This window comes from Algoriphagus vanfongensis DSM 17529, assembly GCF_000429465.1.
GTDB lineage: Bacteria > Bacteroidota > Bacteroidia > Cytophagales > Cyclobacteriaceae > Algoriphagus > Algoriphagus vanfongensis.
The window spans coordinates 641,927-656,969 of record NZ_AUBX01000009.1; the positions used below are offsets into that span (position 1 = coordinate 641,927).

At 42.7% G+C, this 15,043-nt stretch carries 15 protein-coding genes; 7 read left to right on the forward strand and 8 right to left on the reverse strand.

Annotated elements, in window-relative coordinates; genetic code table 11:
• Window positions 1-3 precede the first annotated feature (3 nt).
• The 3 genes from pckA (at window position 4) to G460_RS0104170 (ending at window position 2,977) form a co-directional block, all read left to right on the forward strand.
• The gene (pckA, locus tag G460_RS0104160) at window positions 4-1,605 is read left to right on the forward strand and encodes a phosphoenolpyruvate carboxykinase (ATP) (RefSeq protein WP_026954180.1); all 1,602 of its coding nucleotides are present in this window, start codon (window positions 4-6) and stop codon (window positions 1,603-1,605) included.
• A 221-nt stretch (window positions 1,606-1,826) separates the two neighbouring features.
• Window positions 1,827-2,264 carry a peptidylprolyl isomerase gene (locus G460_RS0104165; RefSeq protein ID WP_026954181.1) on the forward strand — a complete coding sequence of 146 codons (438 nt, stop codon included), beginning with the start codon at window positions 1,827-1,829 and terminating at the stop codon, window positions 2,262-2,264.
• 113 nt (window positions 2,265-2,377) lie between these two features.
• Window positions 2,378-2,977 carry a hypothetical protein gene (locus G460_RS0104170; protein ID WP_084421144.1) on the forward strand — a complete coding sequence of 200 codons (600 nt, stop codon included), beginning with the start codon at window positions 2,378-2,380 and terminating at the stop codon, window positions 2,975-2,977.
• Here G460_RS0104170 and G460_RS0104175 read toward each other — a convergent pair whose 3' ends face one another.
• The 4 genes from G460_RS0104175 to G460_RS0104190 form a co-directional block, all read right to left on the reverse strand.
• Window positions 2,978-3,676: a TrmH family RNA methyltransferase gene (locus tag G460_RS0104175; RefSeq protein WP_026954183.1), complete on the reverse strand. Its 699-nt coding sequence runs from the start codon at window positions 3,674-3,676 to the stop codon at window positions 2,978-2,980.
• A 19-nt stretch (window positions 3,677-3,695) separates the two neighbouring features.
• The gene (locus G460_RS0104180) at window positions 3,696-6,308 is read right to left on the reverse strand and encodes a DNA gyrase/topoisomerase IV subunit A (protein ID WP_026954184.1); all 2,613 of its coding nucleotides are present in this window, start codon (window positions 6,306-6,308) and stop codon (window positions 3,696-3,698) included.
• A gap of 135 nt (window positions 6,309-6,443) precedes the next feature.
• Entirely contained in the window at window positions 6,444-8,339 is a 1,896-nt protein-coding gene (locus tag G460_RS0104185; RefSeq protein WP_026954185.1) for a DNA topoisomerase IV subunit B, read from the reverse strand.
• 11 nt (window positions 8,340-8,350) lie between these two features.
• Window positions 8,351-8,845, reverse strand: a complete 495-nt coding sequence (locus tag G460_RS0104190) for a hypothetical protein (RefSeq protein WP_026954186.1) — start codon at window positions 8,843-8,845, stop codon at window positions 8,351-8,353.
• Between the two features lie 227 nt (window positions 8,846-9,072).
• On the opposite strand from G460_RS0104190, the gene G460_RS0104195 reads away from it, so the two are divergent.
• Window positions 9,073-9,450, forward strand: coding sequence for a hypothetical protein (locus G460_RS0104195; protein WP_026954187.1), 378 nt, complete (start codon window positions 9,073-9,075; stop codon window positions 9,448-9,450).
• Here G460_RS0104195 and G460_RS0104200 read toward each other — a convergent pair.
• Complete coding sequence (locus G460_RS0104200; RefSeq protein ID WP_026954188.1) at window positions 9,431-10,363, reverse strand: ROK family protein; 933 nt, start codon at window positions 10,361-10,363, stop codon at window positions 9,431-9,433. The genes G460_RS0104195 and G460_RS0104200 overlap by 20 nt on opposite strands.
• A gap of 45 nt (window positions 10,364-10,408) precedes the next feature.
• Window positions 10,409-10,897, reverse strand: coding sequence for a YkgJ family cysteine cluster protein (locus tag G460_RS0104205; RefSeq protein WP_026954189.1), 489 nt, complete (start codon window positions 10,895-10,897; stop codon window positions 10,409-10,411).
• 87 nt (window positions 10,898-10,984) lie between these two features.
• Between G460_RS0104205 and G460_RS0104210 the strand changes: the two genes are divergently transcribed.
• Window positions 10,985-11,344 carry an arsenate reductase family protein gene (locus tag G460_RS0104210; protein ID WP_026954190.1) on the forward strand — a complete coding sequence of 120 codons (360 nt, stop codon included), beginning with the start codon at window positions 10,985-10,987 and terminating at the stop codon, window positions 11,342-11,344.
• Here G460_RS0104210 and G460_RS0104215 read toward each other — a convergent pair.
• Window positions 11,341-12,168 carry a CvfB family protein gene (locus G460_RS0104215; RefSeq protein ID WP_026954191.1) on the reverse strand — a complete coding sequence of 276 codons (828 nt, stop codon included), beginning with the start codon at window positions 12,166-12,168 and terminating at the stop codon, window positions 11,341-11,343. The two genes, G460_RS0104210 and G460_RS0104215, sit on opposite strands and share 4 nt — an antisense overlap.
• Before the next feature lie 165 nt (window positions 12,169-12,333).
• Between G460_RS0104215 and G460_RS0104220 the strand changes: the two genes are divergently transcribed.
• Together G460_RS0104220 and G460_RS0104225 are read left to right on the forward strand one after the other, a co-directional pair.
• Window positions 12,334-13,224, forward strand: a complete 891-nt coding sequence (locus tag G460_RS0104220) for a 3-hydroxyacyl-CoA dehydrogenase family protein (protein ID WP_026954192.1) — start codon at window positions 12,334-12,336, stop codon at window positions 13,222-13,224.
• 9 nt (window positions 13,225-13,233) lie between these two features.
• The gene (locus G460_RS0104225) at window positions 13,234-13,851 is read left to right on the forward strand and encodes a deoxynucleoside kinase (RefSeq protein WP_026954193.1); all 618 of its coding nucleotides are present in this window, start codon (window positions 13,234-13,236) and stop codon (window positions 13,849-13,851) included.
• Window positions 13,852-13,984: 133 nt separating this feature from the next.
• On the opposite strand, the gene G460_RS0104230 is transcribed toward G460_RS0104225, so the two are convergent.
• The gene (locus G460_RS0104230) at window positions 13,985-15,028 is read right to left on the reverse strand and encodes a glycoside hydrolase family protein (protein ID WP_035463837.1); all 1,044 of its coding nucleotides are present in this window, start codon (window positions 15,026-15,028) and stop codon (window positions 13,985-13,987) included.
• Window positions 15,029-15,043 lie beyond the last annotated feature (15 nt).

Below are 15,043 nucleotides of genomic sequence, written 5' to 3' on the forward strand. Positions count from 1 at the left end.
ATTATGCAGGATCTTGTAATGGATACGCAGACCTCTCCACTGAATTTTCTAGAGCGAAAACCCAGTGGAGAAATTCACTTCAACCTATCGCCAGCCGAACTGATCGAGCATGCACTGGCAAAAAAAGAAGGTGTTCTCACGGCAACAGGAGCATTGATGGCTGACACCGGGAAATTTACCGGGCGCTCACCAAAAGATCGCTTTATCGTCAAAGATGATCAAACTGCGGACTCAGTCTGGTGGGGAGATATCAATATCCCGATGGAAGCCGATAAGTTTGATCAGCTACTGGAGAAAATGACCTACTACCTCTCTGACAAAGACCTCTATGTAAGAGACGCTTATGCAGGTGCAGATCCAGAGCATCGCCTAAATATCAGGGTGATCAATACGCAAGCATGGCACAATCTCTTCTGTCATAACATGTTCCTGAGGCCCACATCGGAAGAGTTGCTGGACTTCAACCATGATTTTACAATCATTTGCGCCCCGGAATTCCAAGCTGATCCGGAGGTAGACGGGACTCGAGATACCAACTTTGCCATTCTCAATCTTAGCAAACGCATGATCCTCATCGGAGGCACGGGCTATGCGGGAGAAATGAAAAAAGGGATTTTCTCTGTTTTGAACTATCTCCTACCCTTAGAAAAAAAGATCCTCTCCATGCATTGTTCAGCAAATGTGGGAGCCACAGGTGATACTGCTGTATTTTTTGGGCTATCAGGGACCGGTAAGACTACCCTATCCACTGATCCACAAAGACAACTTATCGGGGATGATGAGCATGGCTGGACGGAAAAAGGTGTTTTCAACTTTGAGGGGGGCTGCTACGCCAAGGTGATAGACCTGAAAAAAGAGAAAGAACCGGAAATCTGGGATGCAATACGGTTTGGAGCCATCGTAGAAAATACAAGATTTCACCCCGGAACGCGTGAAATCAACTATGAAGACAAATCTGTCACTGAAAATACCCGTACAGCTTATCCGATTCACTTCATCCCCAATGCACTCAACCCTTCCAAAGCCGGAATTCCGAAAAACATCTTTTTCCTGACTGCAGATGCATTTGGAGTGATTCCTCCTATTTCCAAATTGAATAAAAGTCAGGCGATGTACCACTTTATTTCGGGATACACTGCCAAGGTAGCAGGTACCGAAATGGGCATTACTGAGCCTAAATTGACTTTTTCAGCCTGCTTTGGAGCAGCTTTTCTTCCACTACACCCCACTGCCTATGCAGATCTATTTGGTGAAAAAATGGAAAAATATGACACCAATGTTTGGCTGATCAATACCGGATGGACAGGAGGAACATATGGAGTTGGCTCTAGAATGAAACTCTCCTACACGAGAGCCATGATTCATGCTGCTCTGGAGGGAAAATTGGAAGAAAGCGAGTTTGAAACTCATCAGATTTTCGGTGTGCAAGTTCCCAAATCCTGTCCTGAAATTCCGGCGCAGATTCTTAATCCAAGATCCACTTGGGAAAATCCCGATGCTTACGATCATCAAGCACAGGAATTGGCGAAGGCTTTTATTGACAATTTCAAAAAATACGAATCCTATGCTTCACCAGAAATCATGGCAGGAGCACCCACAGTATAACATATATAAACCCAAATAGCCGCAGGAGGCTGTCGCAAGAGACAGCCTCCTTTTATTTTAGTATAAGAACATTCATGTCTTCAAAATAGAATCAGGCTCTATTCATTCAATTGGACATGTTTTTGTTGATAAAATTGCAGCCTGATAAGATTCGAGGACAATAATCTTCTAGGAAAACCTATTTTTGCAAACACAAGTCAACAAACTCAAATTAATAGCGCATGAAAACTGCTGAAATCATCACAGAGAAGGGAACCATGAAAGTGGAGTTTTTTGAAAAAGATGCCCCTAAAACTGTTGAAAATTTTATAGACCTCTCCAAAAAGGGATTTTACGATGGACTTACTTTCCACCGAGTGATCCCCAACTTTGTGATTCAGGGAGGCTGTCCCAATGGCACCGGTACGGGAGGCCCTGGATACAAAATCGATTGTGAATTGACTGGAGAAAACCAATATCATGACCGAGGAGTACTTTCAATGGCACATGCAGGTAGAAATACCGGAGGATCTCAGTTTTTCATCTGCCACAGCAGAGACAATACTGCTCACTTGGACAGAAATCACACCTGCTTTGGAAAAGTAGTAGAAGGCCTAGACGTCATCGACGCTATCCGTGCTGGTGACAAAATTGAAAAGATCACTATCGAAGAGGCCTAATTCAACCCCACTTCTGATTGACATGTCCCCGAGAGTTGTATTTCTCTCGGGGACATTTTTTTTGTACTTGGAATAGTTCTTGTGAATTGGCCACTTCCCTATTCATTCCAATTATGAAAAAATTCTACTTTCTGTTCATATTACTCCCACTTTTCCCCAATCTGGGGAAAGGACAGCATTATGGTAATTCGCTAGGATTACGGCTTGGCAATAATGATTTGGGAAGAACTGTCGGCGTGACTTTCCAGCAAAAAATTACCAAAAGAGGAACCTTGGAAGGAATTTTCCAATCAGATTTTTCCACTAATACCACCGCACATTTGCTCTATGAATTTCACAGGCCACTTATATCCAAGCGCCTCAATTATTATTACGGCGCAGGTGTTTCATTTGGGAATGAAGAAAGTTTTGTCAAAGACGATAGTCGAAAGGAAATCATCCATACCTACGGCAACTCTACAATGGGTGCTGATATGATTTTGGGGTTGGAACTGACTCTACTTCGTACTGTGATCGCTTTTGACTATAAGCCTAATTTCAACATTGCAGGGAGAGAAGAGTTTTTCAGAGGGCAGGCTGGCGTCTCAGTTCGAATGGTTCTTCAGACTCATAAAGAACTGAAAAAGAAGCAGAGACAACGCAGGAGAACCCAAAGACAACAAGATCAGGTCCCATTTGATGAAAAGCTAAAAAACCTCTTTCAGAAAGACTGATTATTTCTTCAAAGAATCCCGATACATTTTTTCATGAAGTTTGGATCGTTTGACTACCTGCCGGTACCATTTCAAGCGCAATTTCTGCTTGTCCTCCTCGGATAGATAGTAGTTGTGAGGCAATCTTTCTTTAGCCTTTCTGACCAAATCATATAAAAATATAGAAGCAGATACGGAAATATTAAAGCTTTCTGTAAATCCCAACATGGGAATATAAACTGTTCCATCTGCTTGATTTTGAACCTCTTCACTCACTCCTTCATGCTCATTGCCAAAGACAAGCGCTGTCTTCTTAGATGGGTCCAAATCATGAATGGAAAGTGCCCCAGGACTGGGACTCGTAGCCAAAACCCGATACCCTTCGGACTTAAGACTACCAAAACAGTCTTTCACAGCAGATCCCTGTGGGGAATAATACTTATAGATATCGACCCACTCTGAAGCTCCCCTGGTCACATAGGGATTGACTTTGTATTGATTGGTCTTCTCGATCACATGGATATCCTGCAGGCCAAAACAATCACACGTTCTCAATACAGCACTGGCATTGTGAGGCTTATAGATATCCTCAAGAACGACGGTAAAGTGTCGTGTACGCTCCTCGAGCACCCTGTCCATGACAGACTTTTTATGATCAGTGATATACTGTCCCAAATAGTCCAATAAACCTTGATCTACAGGGCCGTCCTCGTGTTCCATTAGTATAGATTCGGGACTCTCAAAAGAGTCCCAATTGCTCTTCATCATCTTCTTTCTTGGGCGAAAGGTCGATGGTACTACCTACCTCCAGATCATCCTCATCAGCAGTCGTCCCATCCTCCTTTTCTTTGATTGGTGGTTTGACGGGTTCGATCAGACTTACCTCTTTGACTTCATAGGTACTGAGTTTGTTGCCCATGGCTTTCCAGCCCTTCACGTCAATCAGCATGTCAAGATCGTACTCAATAGTTTCTTCGACTTTCCCTTTCAAAATCTTTGCCACTACTTGAGGTTGCTTTTCAGATGAAATGACCTTCAAATAAGAAGACCGGTGATCTGTGATGAAATTAAATTTCTTATTCAGAGTCGTGGTCTCCACCATAAATCGCTTGACATAGTAGGTTTTGCTACCACCGTCAAAGTAAATAGCCGATAGTACCTTTTCAGGAACAAACTTCTCAATCAATAAAACCTCAGAAGGCTCATATCGATTAGTCAGCTCAAAACTGTTGAGCTCATACTCTCCAGACTTATAGCAAACCAAAATCCTGTCATCCCCCAAGAAATTCCCGATCAATTCACCTCTTTGGTCGGTGTTCAGTCGTCCGATAATTGGGTCATAATAGATATCCAATCCTCCTAGAGTAGAAACCCCTTCCATCTTGAGTTGAATCTTACGAATCGGATATCGTGTCAAAATATTTCCACCGGCTCCTCGACCTTTGATATCGATGCTGGCAAATTCAAAATCAAATACCTTCACTCTGGCTTTGGCACCTTGTGTCAAGTAGGCCGTGACGATCTCAGCTTCTCCATTGGGATTGGCAGTCAGGTAGATGGTCTTAGAACCTTTTGTTCCCTTCGTCAAATCATACTCCTTGTCGCGTGTGACTCCCCCTGGTTGGAATCGCTTGACCATGGCTCTCCCTGAAGATCCATCTAAATATATCATATTGAAAGTCAGTCTATCATCTGTCTTTCTATAAATTCCAACATGAAGTATATCTTTCCCCATGAAGTTCTTGTCTTGGATCTTGGAGACCATCATTTTGCCATCTCTTCGAATCACTATGATATCGTCCAGATCAGAGCAGTCACAGACAAACTCTTCCTTCTTCAAGCCAGACCCTACAAAACCATCCTTTCTGTTGACATATAGTTTGGCATTGCTTGCCGCTACGACAGAAGCTTGGATCGTGTCAAAAGCCCTGATTTCAGTTTTCCTTTCCCTTCCTTTACCGTATTTATCCAGTAAATTTTGATAGTATTTGATCGCAAAATCTGTCAGATGCTTCAAGTTATAATTGACCTCCTTGAGCTCTTCCTGAAGCTTTCGCATCAATTCGTCTGCTTTGAAAGCATCAAACTTCGAAATTCTCTTTATTCTGATCTCTGTCAGTCTAACCAAATCTTCTTGGACTATCTCTCGATAAAAATCCGGCTTATATGGATCCAGACCTTTATCAATCGCTTCCAATACTCCATCCCAGGTCGTGCACTCCTCGATATCCCGATAGATCCGGTTTTCAATGAAAATCTTCTCGAGTGAGGAGAATAATAATTTCTCCATCAACTCTGCCTTGCGAATCTCAAGCTCTCTCTTAAGAAGAGCCTTTGTCTGCTTGGTATTGTATTCTAAGATTTGATTGACCGATAGGAAAACCGGCTTGTCATTGATGATGACGCAGGCATTGGGGGATATGGATACCTCGCAATCTGTAAAGGCATAAAGTGCATCAATGGTCACATCGGGCGATGTGCCAGAAGCCAAATGCACCTGTATCTCTACATCTTTGGCGGTATTGTCGACCACCTTTTTGATCTTGATTTTCCCCTTATCATTAGCTTTGAGGATGGAATCTATCAAAGAATCAGTCGTCGTCCCGAAAGGTATCTCTTTGATCAAAAGAGTTTTAGAATCCTCTTCTTCAATTTTTGCTCTAACTTTGACTTTTCCTCCTCTGACGCCCTCATTGTATTCGCTGAAGTCCGCCAAACCACCAGTAAGAAAGTCCGGCAGTACATTGGTTTTATTCCCTTTGAGAATCTCAATCGAACCTTCGATCAATTCCCGAAAGTTGTGTGGCAAAATCTTGGTAGAAAGCCCAACTGCGATTCCTTCTACCCCCTGAGCAAGGAGAAGTGGGAATTTAACAGGAAGAGTGACGGGCTCTCTTTTTCTACCATCATAGGAAAGTTGCCAATCGGTGGTCTGTGGATTGAAGACCACTTCCAAGGCAAATTTGGAAAGTCTTGCCTCAATATATCGCGCTGCCGCTGCACTGTCCCCTGTACGAATATCACCCCAGTTGCCTTGGGTCTCGATCAAGAGGTCTTTTTGTCCCAGATTGACGATCGCATCACCAATAGACGCATCACCATGCGGGTGATACTGCATGGACTGACCGATGATATTGGCGACTTTATTAAAGCGCCCATCATCCATCTCCTTCATTGCATGAAGGATTCGGCGCTGTACTGGTTTCAATCCATCTTCGATCGCAGGCACTGCCCGCTCCAAAATCACATAAGAAGCATAATCCAAAAACCAATCTTTGTACATTCCCGTGACCGGCACGGAATTGTGTAAGCTTTCGTCAGATCCTTCTGGCTTATTATTTTCTTCGCTCATTTATTCAAATCCACTTAATTTCTAAGGGAATATTTCCCTGGGCATTTTTTTAATAACTCACTTAGATGAGATTTCTTAACTTTTTGATTAGTAGCTCTGATCCTGCAAAATCAGAAAATTGCTTTAAAAGTATAATCAGGCAGCTTCTTCCTCAGTCTCTTCGTTTTTCTTCGGATCTTCCAAAGCTAAATCCTTTTCTACTTTCAGATTGTCAATGATGAAATTCTGGCGATCTGGAGTGTTTTTACCCATATAGAATTTCAGCAAATCGGAAATCTTTGTCTCCTTATTGAGAATGATCGGCTCTAAGCGGATATCATCCCCAATGAAATTCCCAAACTCCTCGGGTGAAATCTCTCCCAAGCCTTTGAATCGGGTAATTTCAGGCTTGTTTCCAAGCTTATGAATTGCTCGTTGCCGCTCTTCATCAGAATAACAGTAGATTGTTTCTTTCTTATTTCTGACTCGGAAGAGCGGAGTTTCCAAAATAAAAAGGTGACCGTTTTTAACCAAGTCGGGGAAAAACTGTAGGAAATATGTCATGATCAACAAGCGGATGTGCATGCCATCCACGTCAGCATCCGTAGCAATTACAATTTTCCTATATCGCAGCCCTTCTATTCCATCTTCAATATTGAGTGCGTGCTGGAGTAGGTTGAACTCCTCGTTTTCATACACCACTTTTTTGGTCATCCCGAAGCAGTTCAGTGGCTTTCCTCTCAGTGAAAAAACTGCCTGAGTCTGCACATCCCGAGATTTGGTAATAGATCCAGAAGCAGAATCCCCTTCTGTAATGAAGAGCATGGTGTTATTTTTCTGATCCTCTTTGGCTTTGGGATCATCGTAATGTACCCGACAGTCTCTCAGCTTCTTATTGTGGAGATTGGCTTTTTTGGCTCGCTCATTCGCCAGCTTTTTGATACCGGAGATCTCTTTGCGCTCTCTTTCCGATTGCAAAATTCGCTTGAGTAGCGCATCGGCAACGGCCGGATGCTTGTGGAGATAGTTATCCAGTTCAGTCTTGATGAAATCATTGACAAAAGTCCTCAAGGTAGGACCATCCGGGCCAACAGAATGGGATCCTAATTTAGTTTTGGTCTGAGACTCAAAGACAGGCTCCTGCACCCGAACAGCAATAGAAGCGACAATACTCTGACGAATATCAGATGCATCGTAATCTTTCTTGAAAAACTCCCGTACGGTCTTCACAATTGCTTCCCTGAAAGCAGCCAAGTGAGTACCGCCTTGAGTCGTATACTGGCCATTGACAAAGGAATAATACTCTTCTCCATATTGATTGGAGTGCGTAATCGCCACTTCGATATCATTCCCTTTCAGATGAATGATCGGATAGCGAATACTTTCCTCTTCCACTTTATTAGAAAGCAAATCGTAGAGTCCCTTGTCAGAGAAATATTTCTTTCCGTTATAGTTGATTGTCAGTCCGGCATTTAGATAAGCATAGTTCCAGATCTGATTTTCAAGGTATTCAGGGATAAAGTGATAATTCTTAAAAATGCTGGCATCTGGTGTGAATATGACTTTGGTACCATTTCGGTCAGAAGACTTTTCGATCGCACGATCTTCTTTCAGCACACCTTTTTCAAATTCTGCAATTTTGGTTTCTCCGTCCCGGTAAGCCTGCACTTTGAAATAGTCAGAAAGCGCATTGACAGCTTTGGTACCGACTCCATTCAAGCCCACAGATTTCTGAAAAGCTCCAGAGTCGTATTTACCTCCGGTATTGATTTTAGAAACACAGTCAATGACTTTGCCCAATGGAATCCCACGTCCATAATCTCGCACCTCTACGCGATGCTCGGATATTTTCACGTCTATCGTCCGGCCATAGCCCATCATATGTTCATCGATGGAGTTGTCTAGCACCTCTTTGACCAAAACATAAATCCCATCGTCCTGGGCACTTCCATCTCCGAGTTTACCGATATACATCCCTGGCCTCAAGCGAATATGCTCTCTCCAGTCCAGGGACTTGATACTATCTTCTGTATATTTTACGTTTTCTGCCATAATTCAAATTCTTAGGATCCCTTTTGCATTTGCTTTGCCTTCCCTGCAAAGAGCACAAAGAGGGCAATAATCCAAATAACCAAGAGAGCCGGTATCAGGTAAAAAAAGAAACTAAACTGATCCGAACCGATTTCCTCCTGATTATTGATCGAGTGTATATAAAATACCACGATAGCCAAACTTACATTGAGTATCCCTCCAAAGGAATAAAACCAAGTCAATAGATAATCACGGTACTTGTCTCCTATTGGAAATAGACGGTGCATATTTTTGCTGGCTTTGGTCTCGAGCATTTTCGGCGGCAATACTGAGAATGCATTCAGCAGCAAAAAACCGATGATCATTCCATAGAAAAAGGTGTTTTTATCCATTCTTGACCCTTCGGCGCCATTTTCTCCCAGACTATACAGGACCTGATCTGACATAGCTGCATAGAAATACAAAAGGAATAGAAGAAAGAAAATGATACTGACGAAGTAAAAGAACTTCCCGAAACGATAATTCATAGGAAATGGGTAATTAGATGTGCTAATATAAAGGATTTGATCCAACTGGAGAGGATAGAACCCCTCGGCAGAGCTGACAATTTTTGTCCCAAAAACAAAAAACTATGAGACTTAGCATTTTAGCAAGATCCGCTTTAGAGGATTCTGGGACTGGAAATGATAAATCTTAAAATATTCCAACCCAAAAGTCAAAGCTGTTACCTTTGCGCTGCGAAAATATAACTATCATGAGAATTCTACCTCTTTTCCTTTTCATCTGCATGCTGGCCTCCTGCTCCTCCAAACTTGACACCGGAGCCATCAATATCGATAATTGGAAAAGTGATCGCTATGGCTGCAAAGGCCTGAGACTTCAGGATCAGGAAGAGTTCGAAAAAATCAAAAACACATTTTTGGGAGCTGACAATCAGGCTTTGATCAAAACCTTTGGCAGGCCTGACCGCGTCGAACTTGTCGATAAAAGCCAGAGTTTCTTTTTCTATTTTCTGGAGCCTAGTGGGGATTGCGAAGGTATAAAACCAGAAAAAGAACCCCTAAGAGTTCTTTTTCGAATGAATGCGATTTCTAAAGTATCGGAAGTGACTGTCACAACCCTGAACCCATAAAACATAAAGCAGCTGCTCCGAGAGTACCTGCATTGTTTTCCAAGGTGGCTTTGCGCAATACCAAATCCTTATTGTAATAGGAAGTCAGATACTGTCTGATCGTACGCTCCATCTCTGGAAGCATAAACTCCAATCCAGCAGAAATACCGCCGCCGAAATATACCTCTGTTACATCCAGAATACGGATCGTGGAGACGATAGCCTCACCTAGCATGATGCCGACTTCTTTGAATACCATCAAAGAAACTTCATTGCCTTCTTTAGCAGTATCCACGAGCAGGTGAGTTCCTAGTTCGGCTCCGATCAGTCTACCTGCCTTGTTAGGATAAGCAGCGATCATACGCTCCAAAATATCCAAAATCCCCCGGCGCCCTATCAAAGTCTCCAATCGTGCACTTCCTTTGGAAAGCATATGCCCCATCTCCATGGCATTGCCACGAGAACCTTTGAAGACCTCTCCATCAAGAACCAAAGCACTACCGATGCCTGTACCCATGGTGATAAAAAGGAAATTATCTGCAGGATCGTCTTTTCCAAAATAAAACTCCCCAATGGCAGCTGCAGCAGCGTCATTTTCTAGAAAAAACTCTTTGTCCGGATAGGCTTTTTCTAGGCCTTCCTTCAAGTTAAAGTTATTCAAGCTTGGGATCGCTGGGATCTCCAATGGAGTTGTTCTGTCCTTACTGATCAGCCCAGGAAGACCGATTCCGACCTTTTCCACTTCTGGATATTTGACAAAATACTTTGCCAATCCATCGATAAAAGCGGGCCCAAAGCCTTCTTGATGATCTCTAAAAGGGGTAGTATCTTCTTTCTGAAAATCAAGGATTTCACCTCCCTTGTCTACCAACCCGATCTTTAAATGCGTTCCTCCTACGTCCACTCCTAAAAAGTGCGTCACTGCATTATCCATATTGTTATTTATAGGTTTGAGTCCCAAAAAAGCCAAAAAATTGCATTACTTCCTATAATCTTTTCCAATCTGCCGGAAAATTTTGAGGACGGCAGGACAAACCAAGGTATTTTTCAAAGTCAGCCCCAAAATCCCATGCATGTTCTTTCTGTTGGTATGGGGATACTCCCTGCAAGCTTTTGGGCGATGCTCATAGACAAGACACTTATTGTCCTCTCCCAGAAAAGGGCATGGAGATGAATTCAATACAAAATCACCATCCTCATCCCGATGAAGGTAGGTATCGATAAAGTCACTGCTCTTCTGCCGAAAAACTTTGGCAAGCCGGTCAATATCTGTCTGGATGAAAATCGGACTGGTCGTTTTACAGCAATTTCCACAATCCAAGCAGTCCAATTCCTCAAAAACCTCTTCATGCAGCTCCAAAAACTGATCGTCCAATGCTTTGGATTTAGCCTTACGAAGCCGGTCTTTCAACTTCTTGTTTGCCGAATATTCCGACTTGCTCTCTTTATAAAACAACTCCAAATCCATCCCAGATGAAATGTTAATAAAATAAACTACTGTATTTCAAATATTTACAGAATTTCGTATATTATCTAGACTTAAACCCGAAATCCTATGAAAATCCATCCATCAGAGCTCTACTTCTACCACAATGCAGCTCAACCGATCGACAAGCAGACCCGTGCCTATGCGCACTCGATTGCCAGGTTCATCAATGAAATCGATGTGGTCTCTCACAAAATCACCGCAACTCAATGGAACCAAATCCTGATACTCTTAGGCCTGAGAGCCAAAGACCTCCTCAATCGGGCTCATCCGGACTATCAGCGACTCATTGCGGGTAAAAATTGGGATCACGAAAGCTGGCTCAATATTCTGGTCAAATATCCCTACCTGATCAAATCACCCATTGCATTGTTCCGAAGGAAAGCCATTCTCTGTCGAACACCCAGTGATATCCTCAAGCTAAACTAGGCCAAGGCTATCCCATCTTCGAGAATCTGGATTTCTCTGGCTTTATAGAGCTGTCCGATACATTGTTTGAAGTGCTTTTTACTCATAGAAAGCACTTTTTTTATTTCTTCAGGATCAGATTTGTCATGAAGGGGCAAAAAGCTTTTTTCTTTGAGCAGACTTAAGATCTTTTCTGCGCCTTCCTCATACTTCACCCGGCCAGTTGGTAATACTTGCAAATCCAATTTGCCATCCTCTCTGCGCTTTTTGACGAAAAGCTTTCTTCTCTCTCCAATTTTCAGATCTTCAAAAACTTCATTGGCATAGATCAAGCCTTCAAACTCATCATCCACCAAGACTTTGAATCCTAAATCTGTCTTTTCGAAAATCAAGCCGTCCACTTCTTCACCTGGTTGAATATCCTCAGGAGCTGGGCCTATAAAATCCCGATGCTTGCTGCTTCCAATCAGGCGATTAGAGCGATAATCCATACAAAGACGGACAAGATAGCGCTTGCCAGCCTCCATGTTTTTACCCATTTCGGAGTTGGGTACAAGCAAATCCTTCGGGAGTCCCCAATCCAAGAATGCTCCAAATGAAGTAACTTCTTTGACATCTAAGACTGCCCATTCATCCAAAATCAACCGAGGCATTTCTGTCACAGCCACCGGTCTGTCTTCACTATCTGTGTATACAAAAACTTGAATGTAATCGTCTTCTCTCTCATCTCCTGTGAGGTAGGACTTCGGGAGCAACACTTCCTCTCCGGATTCTAATTCCAGATATGCACCGAAATCGGTGAAGCGATTGATTGGTAGCCGACTGATTTGTCCGAGTTCTTTCATGCTTCAAAGGTAGACATTAATCCAGATTGACTTGGAAATTTTCTGACAATCCCCGCAGGATTAAAAAGGAATTATTGGAATTCATAGAAGCCAAAGCTAGTTTTGGAAGACAGGCCAAGCCTAAATCCCCCTAAACCCAAATAATTCGTTTAAACACCAACTCTTATGAAAAACATCGCAGTCATCGGTTCCGGCACTATGGGTAATGGAATCGCTCACGTCTTTGCGCAAAAAGGATATCAGGTTTCTCTGATCGATCTCAAGCAGGAATACCTGGATAGAGCGATCGATCAGATCGCAAAAAATATGGATCGCCAGATCAGCAAAGGAAAAATGTCTGAAGATGAAAAAATGGCTGCCTTGGATCGGGTTTTCACTTTTACTGATTTAGAAAAAGGACTGACAGCTGTAGATCTTGTGGTAGAAGCTGCCACTGAAAACCTTGAAATCAAGTTGGATCTTTTTCGAAAAATGGATCAATTGGCTCCAAAATCTGCGATTTTAGCGTCCAATACTTCCTCGATATCCATCACCAAAATAGCAGCTGTCACAGATCGTCCAGCCCAAGTCATTGGGATGCATTTTATGAATCCGGTGCCGATCATGAAATTGGTCGAAGTGATCCGGGGCTATGCTACCTCTGATGAAGTAACTTCTGAAATAATGGATCTGTCCAGAAAACTGGACAAAACACCTGTAGAAGTCAACGACTATCCAGGATTTGTAGCCAATCGAATCTTGATGCCGATGATCAATGAAGCTATTTATACGCTTTATGAAGGTGTCGCAGGAGTGGAAGAGATCGACACTGTCATGAAACTGGGAATGGCACATCCCATGGGGCCATTGCACTTGGCAGATTTTATAGGTCTGGATGTATGTCTTTCTATCTTGAAAGTTCTTCACCTAGGATTTGGCAACCCTAAATATGCCCCTTGCCCACTTTTGGTCAACATGGTCGAAGCTGGCTACAAAGGAGTCAAAACTGGAGAAGGATTTTATCAGTACAGTGCGGGAAGCAAGGAGCTAGTCGTAGCGCCTAGATTCAATAAATAAGAGATCAAGATGCATATAGCTGTATCAGGTAATATCGGTAGCGGTAAGACTACCCTGACCGAAAAGCTCGCCAAACATTATGGCTGGAAGGCTGAATTCGAATCTGTAGACAATAATCCCTATTTACCAGATTTTTATGAAGACATGAAGCGATGGGCCTTTCATCTGCAGGTTTATTTCCTCAATTCCCGCTTCAATCAGGTCAAAAAAATTCAGGAGAGTAAAATATCGACCATTCAGGATAGAACGATCTATGAGGATGCCTACATTTTCGCAGCCAATCTCTACAAAAGCCAACTTCTGAGTGAGCGAGACTATTATAACTACCGAAGCCTATTCGATAGCATGATTCCCCATATCAAAGCTCCGGATCTCCTGATCTATCTGAAGGCAGATATTCCGAAGCTTGTCGGCCAAATAGAAAAAAGAGGAAGATCTTATGAGACTGCTATGCGGATCGACTATTTGAAAAATCTAAATTCTCACTACGAAGATTGGATTTCGGGCTACAAAGACGGCAAATTATTGATCATCGATGTCAATGAATTAGACTTTGTAGAAAATCCCGAAGACTTTTCCTTCATTGTGGAAAAAGTTCATCGGGAAATATTCGGCTTGTTTTCATAATTGGAGAAAAGCCATTTTGTCTAAAAATTCAAGTCAAGAAACATAAGTCAGACAATCTGTAATTCCAGCATGAAACGGGGGATTTAAAGTTCATTTGATGGTCCACCAGTAAACAATTGCAAAGTGCCAATATTTACTTGTTCAGCGGAATCGTCACCACAAATGATTCATCTCCAAGTTTGCCTGCGAGTCCCAAAACTTTGATCTCACCATCTTCATAGTAGACAAAAGGTCGCTCCAATCTATCCGGCAGAAGCAGGCTTCCGTCCTTCTGGCGTATTTCCTTTGGCATCAGGCGGTAGTTTTCAGCTTTATCCCAATTGATCCCATCTTCAGAACTCATCATACCGATGAAGCCATGCGCATGGAATACAGCATAGTAATAATCTAGCTCCTGATCATACCAGAGTGACATGTCTTCTGTATCTAGGTCATCGATGACCGCTTTAGGCAAAATAGAAAAAGGTCCATCAGGATGATCCCCGATTGCCATGGCCTGATTACGGATAAATCGCGTTTCATTGGGTTTATCTCCTTTGACGATCAGATAATATCTCCCATCTCTCCCCTGCGTGATCGCAGGATTGACAGTCAAGGTAGTGATAGGTCCTGCAGGCTCTATCAGCGTTTCATCCTGACGCAACCATGGTCCATTGAGGCTTTTTGACTTGGCTACACCAGTCCGCTGATTTGGTCTCAAAATCTTCCAATTCGGGTGAGAATACCCCGTTTGGGCGATTTCCATCAAATCTTCTTCTGTATATTCCTGATTGACTCCCAGATTGGTAGAGATGTAATAGAGATAATAATAATCTCCGAATTTTTTAATTTTTGGATTATGTGCGGTGATCGCATCCCAATTTCCTTTTCCTCTGCCCTGCAAAGCTGTCTCTACATATGTCCAGGGTCCTGCTGGAGAGTCGGATACCGCATGGGCTACTTCAGAGTAGACCAGCCAGCCTGTGAACTTGGTCGCCTTGGGCCAGCGACTGTAAAACAGATGATACTTACCATCTTCTGATTTGATGATGGATCCACCCCAATTATAATAATCGGGAGTTCTAAAAATATTTCTTTCGTCTATCTCACTGATACGATCTGAAATATTCAGTTTATCCTGACCGTAACAGGTGCCCAAAAAAACAATCCAACACAGGACGAAAAAGGAAAATCTCATAGAATTCGAAACTAA

Bases quoted from the DNA above. Each gene is read 5' to 3' on its own strand.
- G460_RS0104210 (WP_026954190.1), top strand. From the start codon at position 10,985: ATGAAAATCCATCCATCAGAGCTCTACTTCTACCACAATGCAGCTCAA.
- G460_RS0104230 (WP_035463837.1), bottom strand. From the start codon at position 15,028: ATGAGATTTTCCTTTTTCGTCCTGTGTTGGATTGTTTTTTTGGGCACC.
- G460_RS0104170 (WP_084421144.1), top strand. From the start codon at position 2,378: ATGAAAAAATTCTACTTTCTGTTCATATTACTCCCACTTTTCCCCAAT.
- G460_RS0104190 (WP_026954186.1), bottom strand. From the start codon at position 8,845: ATGAATTATCGTTTCGGGAAGTTCTTTTACTTCGTCAGTATCATTTTC.
- G460_RS0104225 (WP_026954193.1), top strand. From the start codon at position 13,234: ATGCATATAGCTGTATCAGGTAATATCGGTAGCGGTAAGACTACCCTG.
- G460_RS0104205 (WP_026954189.1), bottom strand. From the start codon at position 10,897: ATGGATTTGGAGTTGTTTTATAAAGAGAGCAAGTCGGAATATTCGGCA.
- G460_RS0104200 (WP_026954188.1), bottom strand. From the start codon at position 10,363: ATGGATAATGCAGTGACGCACTTTTTAGGAGTGGACGTAGGAGGAACG.
- G460_RS0104175 (WP_026954183.1), bottom strand. From the start codon at position 3,676: ATGGAACACGAGGACGGCCCTGTAGATCAAGGTTTATTGGACTATTTG.
- G460_RS0104165 (WP_026954181.1), top strand. From the start codon at position 1,827: ATGAAAACTGCTGAAATCATCACAGAGAAGGGAACCATGAAAGTGGAG.
- G460_RS0104185 (WP_026954185.1), bottom strand. From the start codon at position 8,339: ATGGCAGAAAACGTAAAATATACAGAAGATAGTATCAAGTCCCTGGAC.
- G460_RS0104195 (WP_026954187.1), top strand. From the start codon at position 9,073: ATGAGAATTCTACCTCTTTTCCTTTTCATCTGCATGCTGGCCTCCTGC.
- G460_RS0104180 (WP_026954184.1), bottom strand. From the start codon at position 6,308: ATGAGCGAAGAAAATAATAAGCCAGAAGGATCTGACGAAAGCTTACAC.
- pckA (WP_026954180.1), top strand. From the start codon at position 4: ATGCAGGATCTTGTAATGGATACGCAGACCTCTCCACTGAATTTTCTA.
- G460_RS0104220 (WP_026954192.1), top strand. From the start codon at position 12,334: ATGAAAAACATCGCAGTCATCGGTTCCGGCACTATGGGTAATGGAATC.
- G460_RS0104215 (WP_026954191.1), bottom strand. From the start codon at position 12,168: ATGAAAGAACTCGGACAAATCAGTCGGCTACCAATCAATCGCTTCACC.